Here is a 19,596-nt window from a genome sequence, read left to right on the forward strand (position 1 = left end):
GCGCACCTGAACAATCTGTCTCCTCTTTCTGCGCGTGCGTTTCTTTCGAACGCCGCGCGCCGTGCGACCGAAGCTTTTTGGAGAGTGGCAATGGACCGCCTTCAGGCCATGCAGGTGTTCACCCGCGTCGTCGATACCAACAGCTTCACACGTGCTGCCGAAACGCTCGACATGCCGCGTGCTTCAGTCACGACGATCATTCAGAATCTCGAAGCGTTTCTCGGCGTGCGCCTCATGCATCGCACCACGCGCCGTCTGTCGCTCACGCCCGATGGCGCGGCGTACTACGAGCGCTGCGTGCGCATTCTCGCGGACGTCGAGGAAACGGAAACCACATTCCAGGATCGCAACCGCAAGCCGCACGGCAAACTGCGCATCGACATGCCCGGCTCGATCGGGCGGCTCATCATAATTCCGTCGCTGTGCGAATTCCACGGTCGCTATCCGGACATCGACCTGCAACTCGGGCTATCCGATCGCCCCGTGGACTTGCTGCAGGAAGGCGTGGATTGCGTGGTGCGCGTGGGTGCGCTACAGGACTCGTCGCTGGTCGCGCGGCGCATCGGCATTTTCGAAGGCGTGTCGTGCGCGGCGCCGTCGTATCTGGAGCGCCACGGCATGCCGCAGACGCTCGAAGAACTGGCCGAGCATCGCGCCGTGAACTACTTCTCGTCGCGCACGGGACGCGTGATGGACTGGGCGTTTCTCGTCGACGGCAAGGAAGTGGAGGTCAAGCTCAAGAGCATGGTCTCGGTAAACGACGCGGACGCTTACGTGACCTGCGGCATCGAAGGCTTCGGCCTGATTCAGGGGCCGCGCTACATGGTGCTGCCGCACCTGAAGTCGGGCGCGCTCGTCGAGGTGCTGCCCGATTACAAGCCGTTGCCCATGCCGATTTCGGCCGTCTATCCGCACAGCCGCCATCTGTCACCCAAAGTGCGCGTGTTCGTGGACTGGATCGCCGAGGTGTTCGACCGCTGCCCGCTCCTGAGCGGCCGCGCCTCACTCGACAAGGCCTGCACGATGCGCACGCTCGAAGAGCGCGAAAACGCGCCGGCGCTCGAAACGCCCGTTATTTCGGAATGGGCCGCATAGGCTGGGCGGCGTAACGCCGTAGCGCTGCGCCCCCCCTCAGAGCCGCGCCCGCAAAGGCTTTGCGGGCGCGGTGCAGCGATTGTTCCAGATTTTCGACAATTGCTTTCGCGTTCCGGCCGTTTATCGCAAACGGCTGCGCAACTACATTTGCTCCTGTCGCCGCGACCCACGTGGCACCAGTACAAAAGGAGCAGATCATGAAACGCACTCTCGCAGCCGCCATTGGCGCCACGCTCGTTCTCTCGCTCGCCGCCAGCGCTTCGGCCTTCGCCCAGGACAACAGCGCTCCGAAAACCCGCGCCGAAGTGAAGGCGGAAATCGCTGCCGCGTATCGCGACGGCACGCTGCCTTCGCTGAACAAGACGAGCTACCCCGAGCAAAGCCTGATCGGCCGCACGCAAGCGCAACGCATCGCGCTGCAGGAAAGCCGCGCGAACAACGCCCAGCATGTTGCGCAGGCTGGCGAATAAGCCCGCAAGACGCATCGGCATTTCGATTGCAAGACGAAAAACGTAGGAGTCCAACATGAACCAGACCGTACCTTCCGAACTCGAGCAGTGGGACAACACCACGCCCGTGTGGACGCCGTTTCGGCATTGAAATGTGAAGCGCGCGTGAAGATGTGAAACGTGTGAAAGGGCCCGGCGGTTTTGCAACCGCCGGGCCCTGGCGTTACCGGTTCACGAAATCCGGCTCGAAAAACACCCAGCGCACGAGGGGAAAGCGCGCCTGCAGATCGGCTTCGATCTCGTTGATCGCCTCGACCATGGTGCGGCTGTGGTCGTACTCGAGCATTTCGCACTGCACCGCCACCATCACCTCCTTGCCCCATTGCAGGGTAATGAGGCTGATGATGCTGCGAATCTCGGGCCGCGTGCGCAGGAACGATTCGATATCGCGCCGCATTTCCGGGCTGGCCGATTCGCCGACGATCATCGACTTCACTTCGCGCGCGATAAACCACGCAATCAGCATGAGCAGTACGCCCACGCCGATCGAGCCGCACGCGTCCCATACCGGATTGCCCGTGATGACCGTGAGCAGCACGGCGGCGAACGCGATGGCGAGACCCGCCAGCGCGGCGATGTCTTCGCCCGCAACGACGAGCAGGTCGGAATCGCGCGTTTCGCGCGCCCAGCGCCACAGCGACTTCGTAGGCGCGCCCTTGCGAATCTCGCGCATCGCGCCGTAAAGCGAAAACGCTTCGAGCACCACGGAAATGCCGAGCACGACGAGCGCCACATACACGAATCGCAACGGCTCGCGCGCAATCAGCCGGTGCACGCCCTCGTAGACCGAGAAAGCGCCGCCCACGAAAAACAGCAGCAGCGCCACGAGCAGCGAATAGAAGTTGATCGCGCGGCCCGTGCCCATGGGATGCAGCGGCGTGGGCGGCTCGCGCGACTGGCGCAGGCCGAACAGCAGCAGCAGTTGATTGCCGCAGTCAGCCGTGGAGTGAATCGCCTCCGCGAACATCGATCCCGAGCCAGTGAACGCCGCGGCAGCGTACTTGCAGACCGCTATGCCGAAGTTCGCAGCGAGCGCATAGAAGATGGCTTTCGGCGACTCTCCGCTCATACGGCCCTCATGCGACGTCCACGCGCGCCGGGCCTGCGCCCAGTTCGCCGATCACACGGGCGTCGCCAAAGCCTTCCGCGCGGAAGATCGCCAGCACGTCGTCCACGTTTTCCGGCGCGCAGGCCACGAGCAGGCCGCCCGAAGTCTGCGGGTCGGTGAGCAGCGTGCGCGCGCTTTCGGGCAGGCTGGGCGCGAGCGTGACGGCGTCGCCGTACGAGGCCCAGTTGCGGCCCGAGGCGCCCGTGTACACGCCGTCATCGACGAACTTCTGCACGCCCGGCAGCCACGGCAGGTCGGCGTAGTGCACGCGCGCGGTGAGATTCGCGCCGCGCGCGATTTCGAGTGTGTGGCCGAGCAGGCCGAAGCCCGTCACGTCGGTCATGGCGTGCACGCCCGGCAGCTCCGCCAGCGTCGCGCCCGGCTTGTTGAGCAGGGTCGCGGCCGCCACCATCGCCTTGTAGCCTGCGTCGCCGAGCATTTCCTTCTTGAGCGCGGCGGAAAGCACGCCCACCCCCAGCGGCTTGCCGAGCACGAGCACGTCGCCGGCCTTTGCCGACGCGTTGCGCTTCACGCGTTCGGGATGCACCACGCCGAGCGCCGCCAGGCCGTAAATGGGCTCCACGGAGTCGATCGAATGGCCGCCCGCCACGGGAATGCCCGCGGCCGCGCACACGTCCTCGCCGCCGCGCAGCACCTGCGCGATCACGTCGTGCGGCAGCACGTTGATGGGCATGCCCACGAGCGCCAGCGCCAGGATCGGCTTGCCGCCCATGGCGTAGACGTCCGAGAGCGCGTTGGTCGCGGCGATGCGGCCGAAGTCGTACGGGTCGTCGACGATCGGCATGAAGAAGTCCGTCGTCGCGACGATGGCCTGCTCGTCGTTGAGCTTGTAGACGGCGGCGTCGTCGGCGGTCTCGGTGCCGACCAGCAGGTTCGGAAACACGGTGGTGAGCGGCGTGCTGCGGGCGAGCAGCGCGGAAAGCACGCCCGGCGCGATCTTGCAGCCGCAGCCGCCGCCGTGCGAGAGGCTCGTGAGGCGCGGTACGGCGGCGCCAATGGCGGGTTTATCGTTCATGTCTGGAAATCGTCCTGAAAGTGCCGGATGAGTTTTCGTATTATGGGGCAATCGCCGGACAGGCGATGCGGGCGGCGCGCACGCGCGGCGGCGCCGCTCAATCGCGCCCGGCGGCCTGGCCAGCGGCGTTCGCGGCGACGCCGCCCGCGTGGAGCGTATCGACGAGCCATTGCGGATCGTCGTGCGGCAGATCGTGCCCCGCCCACGGATGCTCCACGTGCGGCGCGCCCCAGGCCCGCGCGAGCCGCGCCGAGCAAACGGGGTTCACGAGCCGGTCGCCTTGCGACGACACCACGAGCACCGCACAGCGCGGCGCGGCGCACGCCTTGAAGCGCGCGGCGGCGGCTAGCTGGCGCAGCGCGTTCGCGCGGCTCACGTGGGCGCTCGCGCGGATCGCCCGCCACGTTTCGAGGTCGGCAGCGAGCGTGTCGCGGCGCGCGCAAGTGAGCCCGTGGATCAGCGTCTCGGCAATGTCGCCGCTATCGCCGCCATCCCAGTGCCGCGCCACGCGCACGAGCGCGGGCCACGCCGAGGGCCGCAAGCGCTCGTGAATGTGGCTAAAAGGCCGCATGCTCGTATTTACGAGCGCGAGCCGGTCTATTTCTTCGGGGTAACGCAGCGCCCACGCCGTCGCCACCATGCCGCCCAGCGACATCGCCAGCACGCGGTATGGCGCGCGTGCGCCGTGCCGCTGCGCCTCGGCGCGCAGCGCGTCCACGTAGTCGTCCACCGCGAGCGGCGAGCGTACGTGCGCCGCGGTGCCGTTGCCCGGCAGGTCGATCGGCAGCACGCCGTCGCGCGCCGCAAGCCGCGCGGCGAACGCGCCCCAGTGGCGCGATTCGCGCGTGAGGCCGCGCAGCAGGATCCACGGTTCGCTCATGTGCCCGGCTTGCGATACCAGTGCCCGATCGCGCTTTTCAGCACCTCCTCGCGTATCACGCCCTCGGGCAGCCAACGCTGCGCGGAATACGCGGCGCGCGTGAGGAACTCGAACAGATTCGCGTGACGCCGCAGCACCCGCGCGGTGCGATGCTGCAAGAGCGGATTGAACATGCCCTGGCGCGAAAAGATCTGGCGCGGGTTCTTCTTGATCCACAGCCACGAGCCCAGTTCGAGTGTGAGCGGCAGGAAGATGTTGCTATCGGGCGCGCGATCGTACGCGCAATCCCACAAGTCGCCATGCAGCAAATATTGGTGGCTCTGCGGCTCGAAGGTGTAGCCGTGATGCGGATGCGCGCGCTCGAACATCGTCTTGAGCACGTACATTTCGGGCAGATGGCGTATGAGGCGGCGCGTGCGCGCGTACGGAAACCAGATGCTGTCGGTCCAGCCGTAACCCGAATGGCAGTCGAGCGCGAAGGAAAGCGGGCGCCGCGTGAGTTCTTCGTCGACGATCTTCAGGAGCGCTTGCGCCTCGATCTCCATGGCCGCGCCGCGCCGCCCCCGATACCACGGCAGCCATGAGCCGACACGCTGCCCCCCCGCGAGAAAGGGCACGCGTTCGTCGGCGTCCTGCGGCGCGTTGCGCATGAGGTCCACGCCGTTCGGATTCGCGCGCGTGGCGAGCCACATGCCGCCGGGATTGAGGATCGGCGCGAACACGATGCGCACGGACTCGAGCTGGCGCAGGAGCAGTTCGTCCCAGGCAAGACGCCCCACCAGTGCGCGCATGTAGTCGAGCACGAGCTGCGAGCCAATGCGCTCGAGCCCATGAATGCCCCCGAAAAAACCAATGCCGGGCGCGGCCGGATCGCGCGAGCCGATTGCCGCCACATAGAGAGGAAACGTACGGCCGCGCACCACGACTTCGCCTTCGCTGCGAATGTCGAGCCAGCGCGCGCCGGCATCGAGGATCATTTTGAGATCCTCGTATTCCTCGAAGCTGTCGGGTAGGAAGCTCAGTGCCTGCATATGGCGCCGGGTTTCGTCGCTCGTTTGGATGGGGCCGCCTAGGTGGGGCCGCCTAGGTGGGGCCGCCCAGGTCGGGGCCGCCGCGTGCGGCCGCATTGTCTACAACTGCCTTGCGAGTGCCGCCCCTGTCGACAATGAGTCAGCAACAAGTCAGGAAAACCAGGGACAGCACACACGTCGCCCATCAATATAGCCGCTTCCCGCGGTATTGAGCGTGACAGATGTTTGGCGTCATGCCTCTGTCACATCTCTCGCGAAATTTTCCGCGGCGGGAAGGCCGCAAAACATGTAGTCGTCTAGACGTCGCGACACCTTCACTCAACCGTCACAGTCGCTTCCTAGAATGAGCCCTCGACTACACAGCGACGGATTGTTATGGACGCCATACGCATCGAACGCCTCTCGAAAAGCTTCGACAGCGGCCGCAAGGCACTCGACGAAATCAACCTGCGCGTAGGCGTTGGCGAGATGGTCGCGCTGATCGGCGCATCGGGCTCGGGCAAATCGACCTTGCTACGCCATATTGCGGGCTTCACGGCTTCCGACCCGCAGCCTTCGCGCATCGAGATTCTTGGTCGTCCTATTCAGCAGGACGGCCGCATCGTGCGCGAAGTGCGCCGCATTCGCCGCGACATCGGCTTCGTATTTCAGCAGTTCAATCTCGTGCATCGCCTCACGGTCGAAACGAACGTGCTCATCGGCGCCCTGTCGCGGCTGTCGTTATGGCGACGCCTCACGGGCCGCTTTCCGCGCGCCGAGCGCGAGTTGATGCTGGCCGCGCTCGGCGAAGTCGGCATCGCGCACAAGGCCGCCGAGCGCGCCTCGAATCTCTCGGGCGGCCAGCAGCAGCGCGCGGCGCTCGCCCGCGCGCTCGTGCAGCGCGCGCGCCTCATTCTCGCCGACGAACCCATTGCTTCGCTCGACCCCGCATCGTCGCGCCGCGTGATGGACATGATGCGCATGCTCAACCGCGATCACGGCTTGACGGTGGTCGTCTCGCTGCATCAGGTGGATATCGCCATGGAGTACTGCCCGCGCACCATCGCGTTGCGCGACGGGCGCGTGGTGTACGACGGCGCATCGGCGGCGCTCACGCCCGCCCTGCTGCAACAGCTTTATGGCAACGCCGCGCGCGAGCTGCTCGAACCCGATGCTGCGCCGTCCGCGGCAACGCGCTTCGGCGCGCAGCCTCGCGCGGCCTGATCGCGCAACCCAACCCTTTTTCAACCCGCAACGTTTTCCCTCACCACGGACCGCCCCAATGAAACTGTTCCGCTCCATGCTCTCCTGGTGCGCCGCCGGCGCCGTCGCGTTTGCCTCGCTCGGCAGTGCGGCCGCTCACGCGGAAGACCTCAGCTTCGGCATCATCTCGACCGACTCGTCGGCGGTGCTCAAGCAACGCTGGCAACCGTTCATCGACGACCTGAACAAGCAGACCGGCCTGCATGTGAATGCGTTCTTCGCCACCGACTACTCGGGCATCATCGAAGCCATGCGCTTCAACAAGGTGCAGATCGGCTACTTCGGCAATGCTTCGGCGATGGAAGCCGTGGACCGCTCGAATGGCGAGATTTTCGCGAAGGTGCTCTACGCGAACGGCGACACGGGCTACAAGTCGGTTCTCATCACCAACGTGAACAGCCGCGTGAAGTCGATCGACGATGTGTTCAAGAATACTAAGGATCTCACGCTCGGCTGGGGCGACCCCAATTCGACCTCGGGCACGCTGATTCCGGGCTATTACCTCTTCGCGAAGCGCGGCATTTCGGTGAACGCGACGAACTTCAAGACCGTGCTGCCGTCGAGCCATGAAGCGAACCTGCTTGCCGTGGTGAACAACAAGGTGGATATCGCCACCAACAACACCATCGAGCTTTCCACGCTCCAGAAAAAGCACCCGGACCGCTTTGCCCAGGTGCGCGTACTGTGGACCTCGCCGCTCATTCCGTCCGACCCGCTCGTGTATCGCAAGGATCTGCCTGAAGCCACCAAGCAGAAGCTGCGCGACTTCTTCTACCACTACGCCAAGACCGATCCGCGCGAGAAGAAGATCATGGCCGATATCACCGGCTATGCAGGCTTCGCGCCCGCCAGCGACGCGCAGCTCCTGCCGATCCGCCAGGTCGCGCTGTTCCAGCAGAAAGAGAAGATCGCCGCCGACACGCATCTCTCCGACGACGACCGCAAGAGCCAGATCGCGGCCATCGACGCGAAGATCGGCGCGCTCGCCGCACCTGCGAAGCAGTAATGGGCGCAATGGATTTCGACAGCTCACGCGCCGTGCCGCAGACAGAAGTCGCGAGGCCCGCTGCCACGCCGGCGGCGACGCCAAACGTCGCCGCCGCGCCGCAAGCGGCAGCCCTTGCGGCGAGCGGCCTCGCAGGCAAGCGCAGCTGGTCCTCGCTGGCGCTCTGGGCCATCGTGTTCGTGCTGCTCGGCGTGGCGTGGCGCGGCGCCGACATGCGCCCGCTCGACCTGTTCTCCGACTCCGCGAACATGGGCACGTTCGCGCGCGGCTTCTTCCCGCCGGACTTCACGGAATGGCGCACGTATGCCCAGGAGATGTGGGTCACGATCGCGGTGGCGCTGTGGGGCACGGCGCTCGCCATCGTCTGCGCGGTGCCGTTCGGGCTGATGTCGGCGCACAATCTCGCGCCTGCCTGGGTGCTGCATCCCGTGCGTCGTTTGATGGACGCGTGCCGCGCCATCAACGAGATGGTGTTCGCGATGCTCTTCATCGTGGCCGTGGGCCTCGGGCCGTTCGCCGGTGTGCTTGCCTTGTGGGTGCACACGACAGGCGTGCTCGCGAAGCTCTTTGCGGAAGCGGTGGAAGCCATCGACCCGCGCCCCGTGGAAGGCGTGCGCGCGACGGGCGCCTCGCCGCTCGACGAGATCATCTACGGCGTGCTGCCCCAGGTCATGCCGCTGTGGATCTCGTATGCGCTCTACCGCTTCGAGTCGAATGTGCGCTCGGCGATGGTGGTAGGCATGGTGGGCGCGGGCGGCATCGGCGTCGTGCTGTATGAAGAAATCCGCTCGTTCGATTATCAGCAGACCAGCGCCGTTCTCATCATGGTGATCGTCGTCGTCACGGCCATCGATCTCATCTCCGCAAGACTGCGCGCGCGCGTGATCTGACGCGTTCCCCAAAAGCCGCGCGAGCCGAATAGAAACACAACGACGGCTCGCGCGGCTTTTCCCTATTTCTGGCGGCCACACGCGTTCGCTGGAATGATCACATGATTGCGGCCGCAACGGTCCGCGTCTCCAAGATGGCCAGTTTCGTCGTTCTGCTGGTCCTGCTCTCGGCACTCATGCACGCGAGCTGGAACGCCTTCCTCCATGTTTCGGGCGACCGCCTCTGGCTGCTCGGCGTGTTCTCGGTGCCGTACATCGTCGTGAGCGCGATCGCCGTGTGCGTGCTGCCGCTGCCCGCGCCGGCGAGCTGGCCGTATATCGGTGCTTCGGTGGTGCTGGAGTTCGTGTATTGCTTCACGCTGATCCGCGCCTATCGCAGCGGCGACTTCGGGCAGATCTACCCCATCGCACGCGGGCTTTCGCCGCTGCTCGTATTCGGGGGCGCGCTGGTGTTCGCGCACGAAGACCTGCATGCGCTCGCGGCCACGGGCGTCGCGCTCGTTTCGCTTGGCATCATGTCGCTTGCTTTCAGGCGCGGCATGCGCTTTTCGGGCGAGAGCGTACCGTATGCGCTGCTCACGGGCCTTTTCATCGCGATGTATTCGGTCGTCGACGGACTCGGCGCGCGCCTGGCCGGTAACGGCATCAGCTACATCATGTGGGTCTATCTGCTCTGGAACGTCCCGCAGTTTCTCGTGGTCTGCAAGCTGCGCGGCGGCGCGGCGCGGATGTTCACGTCGAAGGCCGCGGTCGCGCGCGGCGTGCTCGCGGGCGTGCTCGCGCTCACGGCGTATTGCCTCGTGATCGAGGCGTTCCGTTATCTGCCTATCGCGATGGTTTCCGCGCTACGCGAACTCTCGTCGGTCTTCGCCGTACTGATCGGCTGGTTCTTCATGAACGAGAAGCTCACGGCGCGCCGCATGGTCGCGTGCGCGCTCGTGACTTGCGGGGCGGTGCTGATCCGGCTGTGATTGGACGTCGGCGGCGTAGCACTATGCGAACGTCGGCACGCTCGTTTTGAAATGCACATCGTCCGGTTTCGCACACGCATCGTTGTTCTTGCTTATCTCTGCGGTTAGCGCCGCGACTTTCCGCTTCAGCGTTGCCACAGCGCACTCGTACTGCCGATCCTGATAGATCGCTTCTTGTCGCCTCAATGAAAAGCCCCGCCGAAGCGGGGCGATCCGTTCTGCGCGTGCGACTTTATGGAGCTCGTGGCGGCTCGATTTCTATCGAATCCAGCGTTTCTGTAATTGATGTAGTTTTTCGCAAATCGCTCCCAACTATTTCATGGTGGTGGCTATCGAAAAACTGTATCTTCGTATCAACTATGAGCATCACAGGAACGTCGCCTTTAGGGCTATGCCATGTTGCCTGGAATCTGTACGGCCCCATCCGCGCCCCTCGCATGTGCGGCAATGTCGGGCTGTTGATCCTTATCCCCCAGCCGGTATCTGTGACAGTGAACGAGCGCTGTATAAACTCCCCGAATATCGGACGTTGCTTAAACATTGGGACGATTAGTTCGCTATAGCTCACGGAGCCTTCCGCATGTGCAATCGAATTGAAAAATACCAATGGAATTGCCATCGAGAGCGCGAGAATAATTCCCTTTGTCATTGTTCAATTCCTCGAATCACCAATAAATTTGACCTTTCGCTGCGTATTATTGACTGCCCCGTGTTCCCATGCAGTTTGTACAAACGCCCCGGCGCCCACAAAGTTATCAATATGGTTCCCGACAATCGCGCTCCCGGTGTCGTCTGCAAAGCGCAGCCCAACGGCTTCAATTTCAACCTGTGCACGCTTCGGAATCACGCTAGGGTCAACGGCAATCGAGTGATTTTCCCTAACTGGGCCATAGGCCCCCTGAACGGAATCAGTATAAGCGAATGCAACCCCGTCCGGATTAGCCAGCACGTCACGGTTGCCGCGGCTATTCCTGTGCCACGTCGAACTAACCTGTGTCGGACGTATATAACGTCCGTTCGATGCCTTACCCGTTCCTTGCATGACTACGCCGCGCGCACCATACAAAAATCGCTCTTATGATGGTCACCAATGCCTCTAGCAAGTGCAGGCGCGCCGGAAAATTCGTCTTCGAAGCAAACATGATATCCCGTTATCAGGAACGTATTTTCGTACCACGCTTCCTTTAGCGTGACACGTAGAGGTACTCCCGTTATGTCATGGTCTAAAATCGTTAGGGAAACTTCGCCAGCCTCTCTAGTTTCAAGGGTCATAATCGTGCAACCGTCTGAATCTGTAGGTGCGGCGATGCGAATCGTGTCGTGTGATCGATCACTTTTGACTGCTAGTGTACGGCCGGATAGTGGGCCACCGCTGAGCCGTCTTACGATCGCCTTGATCGAAAGACGATACAGAATTTTTCCTTTCTCAACGCGTGCGGGAGACGGAATGATTGGCAACTTATCGCCGTACTTGTTATCGGGAATCTCCCACGAAAGCAGGTTCGCCGCAATTATGACTTCGACGCACGAACCAAGGGTCGTGTTCGTGCATGCTGTGTCGTGAACCACTATCCATTCAATACTTTCTGGCATTTTCATTTCTCCAGTTGGAGTGCTAGCGTTTCCATTCCATCCGTTGCGATCCGCTCTGTTTCGCCGCGTCCGTTTGTTACGCCGCTGAATATGCGCCCGCGATTCGTCACGATTCGATAGCGCACGCCCGCGAGCGGTTGACCGTCACCGCCTTTGAGCGTGAATTGTTCGTCGTACACTTCGCGCAGCGCGGAACGTGCCTCGATCCTTGCGCCGTCGTGGTTACGCTTGGGCTCAACCGTCTTGTGAATGAATACGCGTGAGTCTGGGCCGGCGATCACGCGATTCTTTCCACACGAGCATAAGACGCTATCGCCATCGACGACTACGTGTCGCCCTCGATCGCGCATCTTTTCGCCCGTGCCGAACATAGGAAACGTGCCTTCACAGTTGCCGCATGTCGCATGCTCAAGGTGAAGCGCGATCTTTTTTCCTTTGTCGTGAATTTTGGCAACTGTCGCTATCACCCGGCCGCCCGTGGTCGTGTGGTCCCAGTGCCTGACAACAGGTATCCGCATTTAGGTTGCTCCTTCGCGCGTATCTAGTTCAAGCGTTAGCCGCATCAAGTGGGCTCGTGTATGTACGAATGACGTGGCCGTGTTCTATGCGATAGCAGTGCAATTGCATATCACCGCAATAGTTGCTGCCGGGCGGTGTCGATGGCGTATCAAGCGGCTTGTGTACCATCGCGTACAGGTGCAGCGAAGAATGAAACTTGTACGGACAATCGTGGTGCGTATCGGCAGACAAGCGGACATCTCCTCGAACGTTGGGCATTACGACCAGCCCGGCGATGCGACGGGCGCGCTATGCGGGCAAAAAGTACCCGAAAATGCTAGATTCACGCCGTATCTGCGAGCGCGAAATCGGACTCGTCTGAATTGGTGCGTAACCAATGCGTAGCGCGTCGCTCCGCGACGGCGATTTGACATTCGCCAAACTACAGCTAATTTGGCAATTAATTCGGATTATCTGACCTTGTTCCGCGTATTTGAGAGCTCGCCAAAGTGCGAGTTCTTCAGTACGTCACCGCAATTGAGACCCTGACCCATATGGACTGAGAGAAGATAGACACGCTCGATGCGCGAATCAGGACCGTGTTGGACAGTTCGATGGAAAGATTAAGTGACGCGCCCGCGCATGAAGCGGAGGGTGAGCGGGCACTGAACTGAGTGCCCTGCACACTCTGCGCTCAAACCGCCCCGCTCTCCGCACAGCGGCAAGCGGCATCTTGATTCAAGGCCTGGAATCGCAGCCTGGCTCTATAACCGCCAGAGAAGGCGCTAGGCCATTGTCGGCAGCGTCGTATCGATCGCCTCGGCAAGCGTGTCGAACGCCGGCGCGATCTCCTCGTCGGGCACGCAGGCATAGCCGATCAGCAAGCCCGGATTCGCGCGCTCGCGCGACGAGTAATACCCCGAAAGCGGCCGCACCACGATATTGCGCGCGAGCGCGGCTTCGGCCACGGCGCGGTCGTCGCTGCCTTCGGGCAGCTGCATCACGACGTGCAGGCCAGCGTCGCCACCCATGGCGGGCAACGCGTCGCCGTAGCGGCGCGCAACGGCGTCCAGCAGCACCTGGCGGCGCTGGCCGTAGAGCGCGCGCATCTTGCGGATATGCGAGGTGAAATGCCCTTCGGCGATGAACTCCGCGAGCACGGCCTGCTGCAGCAATTGCCCCTCGCGGTACAACTCGGCGCTCGCGGTCGCGAAGCTTTCCGCCAGCGCTTCCGGCGCGACCAGATACCCCACGCGTAAGCCCGGAAACAGCGTCTTGCCGAAGCTCCCCACGTAGATCACCTGCCCCGCCGTATCGAGCCCCTGCAATGACGCGAGCGGGCGGCTGCCGTAACGGAACTCGCTGTCGTAGTCGTCCTCGATGATCCAGCACTGATGCTGGCGCGCGTACTCGAGCAACATGCGCCGGCGCGCGAGGCTCATCACCATGCCGAGCGGGTACTGGTGCGAAGGCGTGACGAGCATGAGCCGCGGCGCCGGCGCGGCGAAGTCGTCGGCCGACGGGTTGAGCCCCTCGCTGTCCACGGCGATCGGCCGCGTGTTGAGGCCCGAGACATGCAGCACGCTGCGCACGCCCCAGTAGCACGGGTCTTCGGTCCAGATGGTGTCGCCGGGGTCGGAAAGCAGACGCACGGCCAGGTCGATGGACTGATGAATCCCCGTCGTGATGATGATCTGCTCCGGCGAGCAGCGCACCGAGCGCGAAGTGCGCAGATAGTCGGCCAGCACGTGGCGCAGCAGCGCGAGACCGCCGCCGGGCGCGTAGGTCAGCAGGTCCGGGCGCAGGCTGCGCCAGTACTTGTTGTGCAGACGCGTCCACACGCGCGCGGGGAAGCGGGAGACGTCGGGCACGCCGGGCATGAACGCGCCGCCCTGGCGCTTCGACACGCCTGCGCTGGTAATCAGGCGCGTGCCGCGCGCCGAGAGTGCGCGCGCCGCGGGGCGCTGCGCCTGCGTGGCGGCTTCCAGCCCGCTTGCCGCCGCGGCTCCGGGTGCCGCCGCGGCAAGCGTCTCCGCGCCTCGCGCGCTCTGGCGGTTAGTTGCGACTTCTCCCACAGGCTGCACGGCTCCTGACGCGCCGCTATTTTTGCGCGTTTGCATAGGGCCAATTTCCGTCGCCCCCACGATCTCGTCGGGCGATGTGTCCGCCACGAACGTGCCGCGCCCCGTCGCCGACGTGACATAGCCTTCGAGCACCAATTGTTCGTAGACCTGCGTCACGGTATTGCGCGCAATCCCCAGTTCGGCCGCCAGCAGCCGCGACGACGGCACCCGCGCCCCGGCCGGCAGCTCGCGCGACAGGATCGCCTGCTGCAGCAGCTTGTGCAGTTGCCGGTACACCGGCTGGGCGCTTCCGCGGTCGAGCCGTTGGGCCAGCCAATCGGACAGAACACTCGCACGCATCGAAATTGGCTCCTAAAGATTGCACTGAATGGCTCTGAAATTTAGAGCCAAACGTGAGTATAGTCGCGACATGGACTGCTTGCCGGTCCGCCAGCCAACCTCAGAACTGACACCGATTCCACAGGAGATGAACGTGAGCAAGAACGCCGATCTGCAAAGCCGCAAGAACGCCATTACCCCGCGCGGCGTGGGCGTGATGTGCGACTTCTACGCCGAGCGCGCCGAAAACGCGGAGCTGTGGGACGTGGAAGGCCGCCGCTTCATCGACTTCGCCGCCGGTATCGCCGTGTGCAACACGGGCCACCGCCATCCGAAGATCGTCGCTGCCATCAAGGCGCAGCTCGACCAGTTCACGCACACGGCCTACCAGATCGTGCCGTACGAGTCGTACGTCTCGCTGGCCGAGAAGGTCGCCCAGCGCGCGCCGGGCAGCTTCGCCAAGAAGGCCGCCTTCTTCACGACCGGCGCCGAAGCCGTCGAAAACGCCGTCAAGATCGCTCGCGCCCATACGGGCCGTCCGGGCGTGATCGCCTTCGCGGGCGGCTTCCACGGCCGCACGATGATGGGCATGGCGCTCACGGGCAAGGTCGCCCCGTACAAGCTCGCGTTCGGCCCGTTCCCGGCCGACGTGTACCATGCCCCGTACCCGAACTCGGTCCACGGCATCAGCACGGCCGACTCGCTCAAGCACATCGAGATGCTGTTCAAGGCCGACATCGATCCGAAGCGCGTCGCCGCGATCATCTTCGAGCCGGTGCAGGGCGAAGGTGGCTTCTACCAGGCGCCGGCCGATTTCGTGCGCGGCCTGCGCAAGATCTGCGACACGCACGGCATCCTGCTGATCGCCGACGAAGTGCAAACCGGCTTCGCGCGCACCGGCAAGCTGTTCGCAATGGAACACTACGATGTCACGCCGGACCTCATGACGATCGCCAAGAGCCTGGCAGGCGGCATGCCGCTCTCGGGCGTGGTGGGCCGCGCGGACGTCATGGACGCGGCAGCGCCCGGCGGTCTCGGCGGCACGTATGCGGGCAACCCGCTGGCCGTGGCTTCGGCGCACGCGGTGATCGAGATCATCGAAGAAGAAAAGCTCTGCGAGCGCGCCACGAAGCTCGGCGACAAGCTCAAGGCCAAGCTCAATGCGATGAAGGCCGACGTGCCGCAGATCGCCGACGTGCGTGGGCCCGGCGCGATGAACGCCGTTGAATTCTGCAAGCCGGGCACGAGCGAAGCCGACGCCGACTTCACGAAGCGCGTGCAGACCGCCGCACTGAACCGCGGCCTGCTGCTGCTCGTGTGCGGCGTGTACTCGAACGTCGTGCGCTTCCTGTTCCCGCTGACGATCCAGGACACCGTGTTCGACGAAGCGCTCGCGATCCTCGAAGAGTCGGTCAAGGAAGCCGTGGGCGTGCCGGCGTAAGCCTCCGCCACATGCTGGCCCGCGAGCAGCGGGCCAGTCGCGAAACGGCACACCGGCGCTTGCCGCTGTGCCGTTCGTCGTTCTAAATGAATCGAAGTCAGTCCGGAGTGCAAGCATGAACCTGAAAGACGCATCGCTGCTGCAAACCAGCGCCTATATCAACGGCGAATGGCAAGGCGCCGAAGACGGCGCTACGTTCGAAGTGAAGAACCCCGCCACCGGCGCGGTCATTGGCACGGTGCCGCGCATGGGCGCCGCCGAAACGCGCCGCGCGATCGCCGCAGCGAATGCCGCATGGCCCGCATGGCGCGCGAAGACCGCGAAGGAGCGCAGCGTCATCCTGCGCAAGTGGCACGACCTGATGATGGAAAACGCCGACGACCTGGCGCTCATCCTCACCACGGAACAAGGCAAGCCGCTCGCCGAGGCGAAGGGCGAGATCGGCTACGCCGCGTCGTTTCTCGAATGGTTCGCGGAGGAAGGCAAGCGTATTTATGGCGACACGATCCCCACGCCCGCCAACGACAAGCGCATCGTCGTGACGAAGGAACCCGTCGGCGTGTGCGCCGCGATCACGCCGTGGAATTTCCCTGCCGCGATGATTACCCGTAAGGTCGGCCCCGCGCTCGCGGCAGGCTGCCCGATCGTGCTCAAGCCCGCCGAAGCCACACCGTTCTCGGCGCTCGCGCTGGCCGTGCTGGCCGAGCGCGCGGGCGTGCCGCGCGGTGTATTCAGCGTCGTGACGGGCGACCCGAAGGCGATCGGCGGCGAGCTCACGAGCAACCCCACGGTGCGCAAGCTCTCGTTCACGGGCTCGACGCCGGTGGGCCGCCTGCTCATGAGCCAGTGCGCCTCGACGGTCAAGAAGGTCTCGCTGGAACTGGGCGGCAACGCGCCGTTCATCGTGTTCGAAGACGCCGATCTCGATGCTGCCGTCGCCGGCGCCATCGCCTCGAAGTACCGCAACAGCGGTCAGACCTGCGTGTGCACGAACCGCTTCTACGTGCACGACGCCGTGTACGACGCGTTCGCGGCCAAACTGCGCGACGCGGTGGAAAAGCTCAAGGTCGGCCTCGGCACGGAGGCCGGCGTGACGCAAGGCCCGCTCATCAACGAAGCGGCCGTGCTGAAGGTGGAATCGCATATCGAAGATGCGCTCGCGAAAGGCGCTCAGGTGACCACGGGCGGCAAGCGCCACGCGCTCGGCCATGGCTTTTTCGAGCCGACCATCCTCACCGGCGTCACGCCCGCGATGAAGGTCGCGCGCGACGAAACCTTCGGGCCGCTCGCGCCGCTGTTCCGCTTCTCGTCCGATGAAGAAGTGATCAGGATGGCGAACGATACCGAGTTCGGCCTCGCCGCCTACTTCTACAGCCGCGACATCGGCCGCGTGTGGCGCGTTGCCGAAGCGCTCGAATACGGCATGGTGGGCATCAACACCGGCCTGATCTCGAACGAAGTCGCGCCGTTCGGCGGCGTGAAGCAGTCTGGCCTGGGCCGCGAAGGCTCGCACTACGGCGTGGACGACTACGTGGTGATCAAGTACATGTGCATGGCGGGCATGTAACGACCAGACGCAAAACGGGCGCCTTCTGAGGCGCCCGTTCGGATCGTAAAAAGGAGCCGGCGCCATATTGCGCCGGCTTTTTTACGTGCTTACTGCGTGGCGGCGACCGGCGTCACCTGCGACGCATAAGCGGAAACGAACACCGCGTGGACCGTGTCGCCGACCTTCAAGGTCTTGAGGTCGATATCGGGCGTGGCTTGCAGCGTGACGGTCTGATACGCGCCGCGCAGCGTCACTTCGCGCTTCTTCGCGTTGATATGCTGCACCGTGGCCTGGACTTCGACCTGGCGCGCGGCGTCGTAGCCCGACGACGCGGGCAGATAAACATTGGTATCCACACGCTTGCGAATACCCTTGTCCTTGCCCGTCACCTTTTCGGCCGTCACGAGGAGCGCGTTCTTGTAGAGCACGTCGACGGTGTCGCCCACTTTGAGTTGATCGAAGTTGTTGACCTGCTGGCTGAGCGCGATATCGACATCATTGCCGCGCGGCCCTCGCAGCGTGACGACGCGCGCAGCGCGATCGATGCCGACGATCTTCGCCTGGATATGCACCGGCTCCGCGTTGGCAATCACGTCCTGCGCCGCGCTCGAGAGCGCGCTTTGCCCCTGCGGCGCCGAAGCGGGCGCGTCGTTTTGCGCGAACGCCCCCTGCGAAAGGCTAGTGCCCACCACCCACGCCGCCGCCAGAATCGCTGCCTTCGTCATTCACATTCTCCTCGTCAAACGGGTTTGAATTGATTGCCGTATTTGCATCGGCGTGTGGCGCCGAAGTGCGGCCGATTCTACGCGCGGCTCTTAAAACGAGGACGCTACCTGACCGGAAGCGGGTCAAGTTATCGCCAACAAATACGGCTAATTACCGAGGAGTTTGCAGAGGCTCAAGATCCTGTGTGATTTGCACGTTGAAACGGATCATGCAATTGTTTCGTGGCGCGAAATTATTTTTTTGAACGGCTTTGCTGTGTGCATCGTGCGCTCTGTACCACGCAGTCCATGTGGCCAACGCCGACGCCATCTCCACAGCGTGCGACAAAACAAAAAAGCCGCGGACCAAATCGATCCGCGGCTTTTTCAATTCAGGGCGATCAAAAATCAGACACGCTCGATAGCGATCGCAATCCCCTGCCCCACGCCGATACACATCGTGCACAGCGCGAAGCGCCCTTGCGTGCGATGGAGCTGATACGTGGCGGTCGTCACGAGCCGCGCGCCGCTCATCCCGAGCGGATGCCCAAGCGCAATCGCCCCGCCGTTAGGGTTGACGCGAGGATCGTCATCCGCGACGCCGAGCATGCGCAGCACGGCGAGCCCTTGCGATGCAAAAGCTTCGTTCAACTCGATAACATCGAACTGGTCGATGGTCATGTTCAGACGCGCGAGGAGCTTCTGCGTAGCGGGCCCGGGACCAATGCCCATCACGCGCGGCGCGACGCCGGCCGTCGCGATACCGAGCACGCGCGCACGCGGCACGAGCCCGAAACGCTTCGCGTTTTCCTCGTTGGCGAGGAGCAGCGCGCAAGCGCCATCGTTCACGCCCGAAGCATTGCCAGCCGTCACCGAGCCATCCGGGCGCACGACGCCCTTGAGCTTGGCCAGCGCCTCGAGGCTCGTCTCACGCGGATGCTCGTCGCGCGAGAAAACAATCGGATCGCCCTTCTTCTGCGCAATCGTCACCGCGACGATCTCCTGCGCAAGCGTGCCGTCCGCCTGTGCGCGAGCCGCCTTCTGCTGGCTGCGAACCGCGAACGCATCCTGATCGGCGCGGCTCACGTTGTAATCGACGGCGACGTTTTCGCCCGTTTCCGGCATCGAATCCACACCGTACTGCTGCTTCATCAGCGGATTGACGAAGCGCCAGCCAATCGTTGTGTCGTAAATCGCGGCGTCGCGAGCGAAGGCGCTCGCCGACTTGCCCATGACGAACGGCGCGCGGCTCATGCTTTCCACGCCGCCCGCAATCATCAGCCCGGTTTCGCCCGACTTGAGCGCGCGCGCGGCAATGCCCACGGCGTCCATGCCGGAGCCGCACAGGCGGTTCACCGTCGAGCCCGGCACGGCCTGCGGCAAGCCCGCCAGCAGCGACGACATGCGCGCGACGTTACGGTTGTCCTCGCCCGCCTGGTTCGCGCAGCCGTAGATGACGTCGTCGATCGCCGTCCAGTCCACGTCCTTGTTGCGCTCCATGAGCGCCTTGAGCGGAACGGCGCCGAGGTCGTCAGCACGAACCTGGGCCAGGGCGCCCGCGTAGCGGCCAATAGGCGTGCGAACCGCGTCGCAGATGAATGCTTCCGTCATGTGAGTCTCCTTTCGATCGCAGGCACTTGA

The 19,596-nt window shown here is 63.8% G+C and carries 19 protein-coding genes; 8 read left to right on the plus strand and 11 right to left on the minus strand.

Annotated elements, in window-relative coordinates; genetic code table 11:
- The first annotated feature begins 90 nt into the window (after positions 1–90).
- Together M3A49_RS04590 and M3A49_RS04595 are read left to right on the plus strand one after the other, a co-directional pair.
- Positions 91–1,095 carry a LysR family transcriptional regulator gene (locus M3A49_RS04590; protein ID WP_028202645.1) on the plus strand — a complete coding sequence of 335 codons (1,005 nt, stop codon included), beginning with the start codon at positions 91–93 and terminating at the stop codon, positions 1,093–1,095.
- 197 nt (positions 1,096–1,292) lie between these two features.
- Positions 1,293–1,565 carry a DUF4148 domain-containing protein gene (locus M3A49_RS04595; RefSeq protein WP_266227632.1) on the plus strand — a complete coding sequence of 91 codons (273 nt, stop codon included), beginning with the start codon at positions 1,293–1,295 and terminating at the stop codon, positions 1,563–1,565.
- A gap of 202 nt (positions 1,566–1,767) precedes the next feature.
- Here M3A49_RS04595 and M3A49_RS04600 read toward each other — a convergent pair whose 3' ends face one another.
- The 4 genes from M3A49_RS04600 to M3A49_RS04615 form a co-directional block, all read right to left on the minus strand.
- Positions 1,768–2,673 carry a cation diffusion facilitator family transporter gene (locus tag M3A49_RS04600; protein WP_266227633.1) on the minus strand — a complete coding sequence of 302 codons (906 nt, stop codon included), beginning with the start codon at positions 2,671–2,673 and terminating at the stop codon, positions 1,768–1,770.
- Positions 2,674–2,680: 7 nt separating this feature from the next.
- On the minus strand, positions 2,681–3,748 hold the full coding sequence (gene selD, locus M3A49_RS04605; protein WP_028202648.1) for a selenide, water dikinase SelD: 1,068 nt from the start codon (positions 3,746–3,748) through the stop codon (positions 2,681–2,683).
- A gap of 97 nt (positions 3,749–3,845) precedes the next feature.
- The gene (locus M3A49_RS04610) at positions 3,846–4,628 is read right to left on the minus strand and encodes an alpha/beta fold hydrolase (protein ID WP_266227634.1); all 783 of its coding nucleotides are present in this window, start codon (positions 4,626–4,628) and stop codon (positions 3,846–3,848) included.
- Entirely contained in the window at positions 4,625–5,659 is a 1,035-nt protein-coding gene (locus M3A49_RS04615; protein WP_266227635.1) for a M14 family zinc carboxypeptidase, read from the minus strand. The genes M3A49_RS04610 and M3A49_RS04615 overlap by 4 nt, the downstream gene beginning before the upstream one ends.
- A gap of 375 nt (positions 5,660–6,034) precedes the next feature.
- Between M3A49_RS04615 and phnC the strand changes: the two genes are divergently transcribed.
- From phnC to M3A49_RS04635, 4 genes are all read left to right on the plus strand, one after another.
- Positions 6,035–6,862 carry a phosphonate ABC transporter ATP-binding protein gene (gene phnC, locus M3A49_RS04620; RefSeq protein ID WP_266227636.1) on the plus strand — a complete coding sequence of 276 codons (828 nt, stop codon included), beginning with the start codon at positions 6,035–6,037 and terminating at the stop codon, positions 6,860–6,862.
- A 58-nt stretch (positions 6,863–6,920) separates the two neighbouring features.
- Entirely contained in the window at positions 6,921–7,907 is a 987-nt protein-coding gene (gene phnD / locus M3A49_RS04625) for a phosphonate ABC transporter substrate-binding protein (RefSeq protein WP_266227637.1), read from the plus strand.
- Positions 7,908–7,915: 8 nt separating this feature from the next.
- Positions 7,916–8,797 carry a phosphonate ABC transporter, permease protein PhnE gene (gene phnE, locus M3A49_RS04630; RefSeq protein WP_416338919.1) on the plus strand — a complete coding sequence of 294 codons (882 nt, stop codon included), beginning with the start codon at positions 7,916–7,918 and terminating at the stop codon, positions 8,795–8,797.
- Positions 8,798–8,931: 134 nt separating this feature from the next.
- Positions 8,932–9,768, plus strand: coding sequence for an EamA family transporter (locus M3A49_RS04635; RefSeq protein WP_266227833.1), 837 nt, complete (start codon positions 8,932–8,934; stop codon positions 9,766–9,768).
- Between the two features lie 232 nt (positions 9,769–10,000).
- Here the strand turns inward: M3A49_RS04635 and M3A49_RS04640 are convergent, their stop codons facing one another.
- From M3A49_RS04640 to M3A49_RS04660, 5 genes are all read right to left on the minus strand, one after another.
- Complete coding sequence (locus M3A49_RS04640; RefSeq protein ID WP_266227638.1) at positions 10,001–10,417, minus strand: hypothetical protein; 417 nt, start codon at positions 10,415–10,417, stop codon at positions 10,001–10,003.
- A gap of 3 nt (positions 10,418–10,420) precedes the next feature.
- Entirely contained in the window at positions 10,421–10,717 is a 297-nt protein-coding gene (locus tag M3A49_RS04645; RefSeq protein ID WP_266227639.1) for a 3D domain-containing protein, read from the minus strand.
- Positions 10,718–10,812: 95 nt separating this feature from the next.
- Positions 10,813–11,361 (minus strand): hypothetical protein, encoded by a 549-nt coding sequence (locus M3A49_RS04650; RefSeq protein ID WP_266227640.1) that lies wholly within the window; start codon positions 11,359–11,361, stop codon positions 10,813–10,815.
- A gap of 2 nt (positions 11,362–11,363) precedes the next feature.
- On the minus strand, positions 11,364–11,879 hold the full coding sequence (locus M3A49_RS04655) for a PAAR domain-containing protein (protein ID WP_266227641.1): 516 nt from the start codon (positions 11,877–11,879) through the stop codon (positions 11,364–11,366).
- 765 nt (positions 11,880–12,644) lie between these two features.
- The gene (locus tag M3A49_RS04660; protein WP_266227642.1) at positions 12,645–14,282 is read right to left on the minus strand and encodes a PLP-dependent aminotransferase family protein; all 1,638 of its coding nucleotides are present in this window, start codon (positions 14,280–14,282) and stop codon (positions 12,645–12,647) included.
- 127 nt (positions 14,283–14,409) lie between these two features.
- Between M3A49_RS04660 and gabT the strand changes: the two genes are divergently transcribed.
- Both gabT and gabD read left to right on the plus strand, forming a co-directional pair.
- A complete protein-coding gene (gene gabT / locus M3A49_RS04665) occupies positions 14,410–15,702 on the plus strand; it encodes a 4-aminobutyrate--2-oxoglutarate transaminase (protein ID WP_266227643.1) in 1,293 nt (430 codons plus the stop codon).
- Between the two features lie 115 nt (positions 15,703–15,817).
- Positions 15,818–17,269: an NADP-dependent succinate-semialdehyde dehydrogenase gene (gabD, locus tag M3A49_RS04670; protein ID WP_266227644.1), complete on the plus strand. Its 1,452-nt coding sequence runs from the start codon at positions 15,818–15,820 to the stop codon at positions 17,267–17,269.
- An 89-nt stretch (positions 17,270–17,358) separates the two neighbouring features.
- Here the strand turns inward: gabD and M3A49_RS04675 are convergent, their stop codons facing one another.
- Positions 17,359–17,976: a hypothetical protein gene (locus M3A49_RS04675; protein WP_266227645.1), complete on the minus strand. Its 618-nt coding sequence runs from the start codon at positions 17,974–17,976 to the stop codon at positions 17,359–17,361.
- Between the two features lie 387 nt (positions 17,977–18,363).
- A complete protein-coding gene (gene pcaF, locus M3A49_RS04680) occupies positions 18,364–19,566 on the minus strand; it encodes a 3-oxoadipyl-CoA thiolase (RefSeq protein ID WP_266227646.1) in 1,203 nt (400 codons plus the stop codon).
- Positions 19,567–19,596 lie beyond the last annotated feature (30 nt).

Origin of the sequence: Paraburkholderia sp. CNPSo 3076, assembly GCF_026343935.1 — a bacterium.
Lineage (GTDB): Bacteria > Pseudomonadota > Gammaproteobacteria > Burkholderiales > Burkholderiaceae > Paraburkholderia > Paraburkholderia nodosa.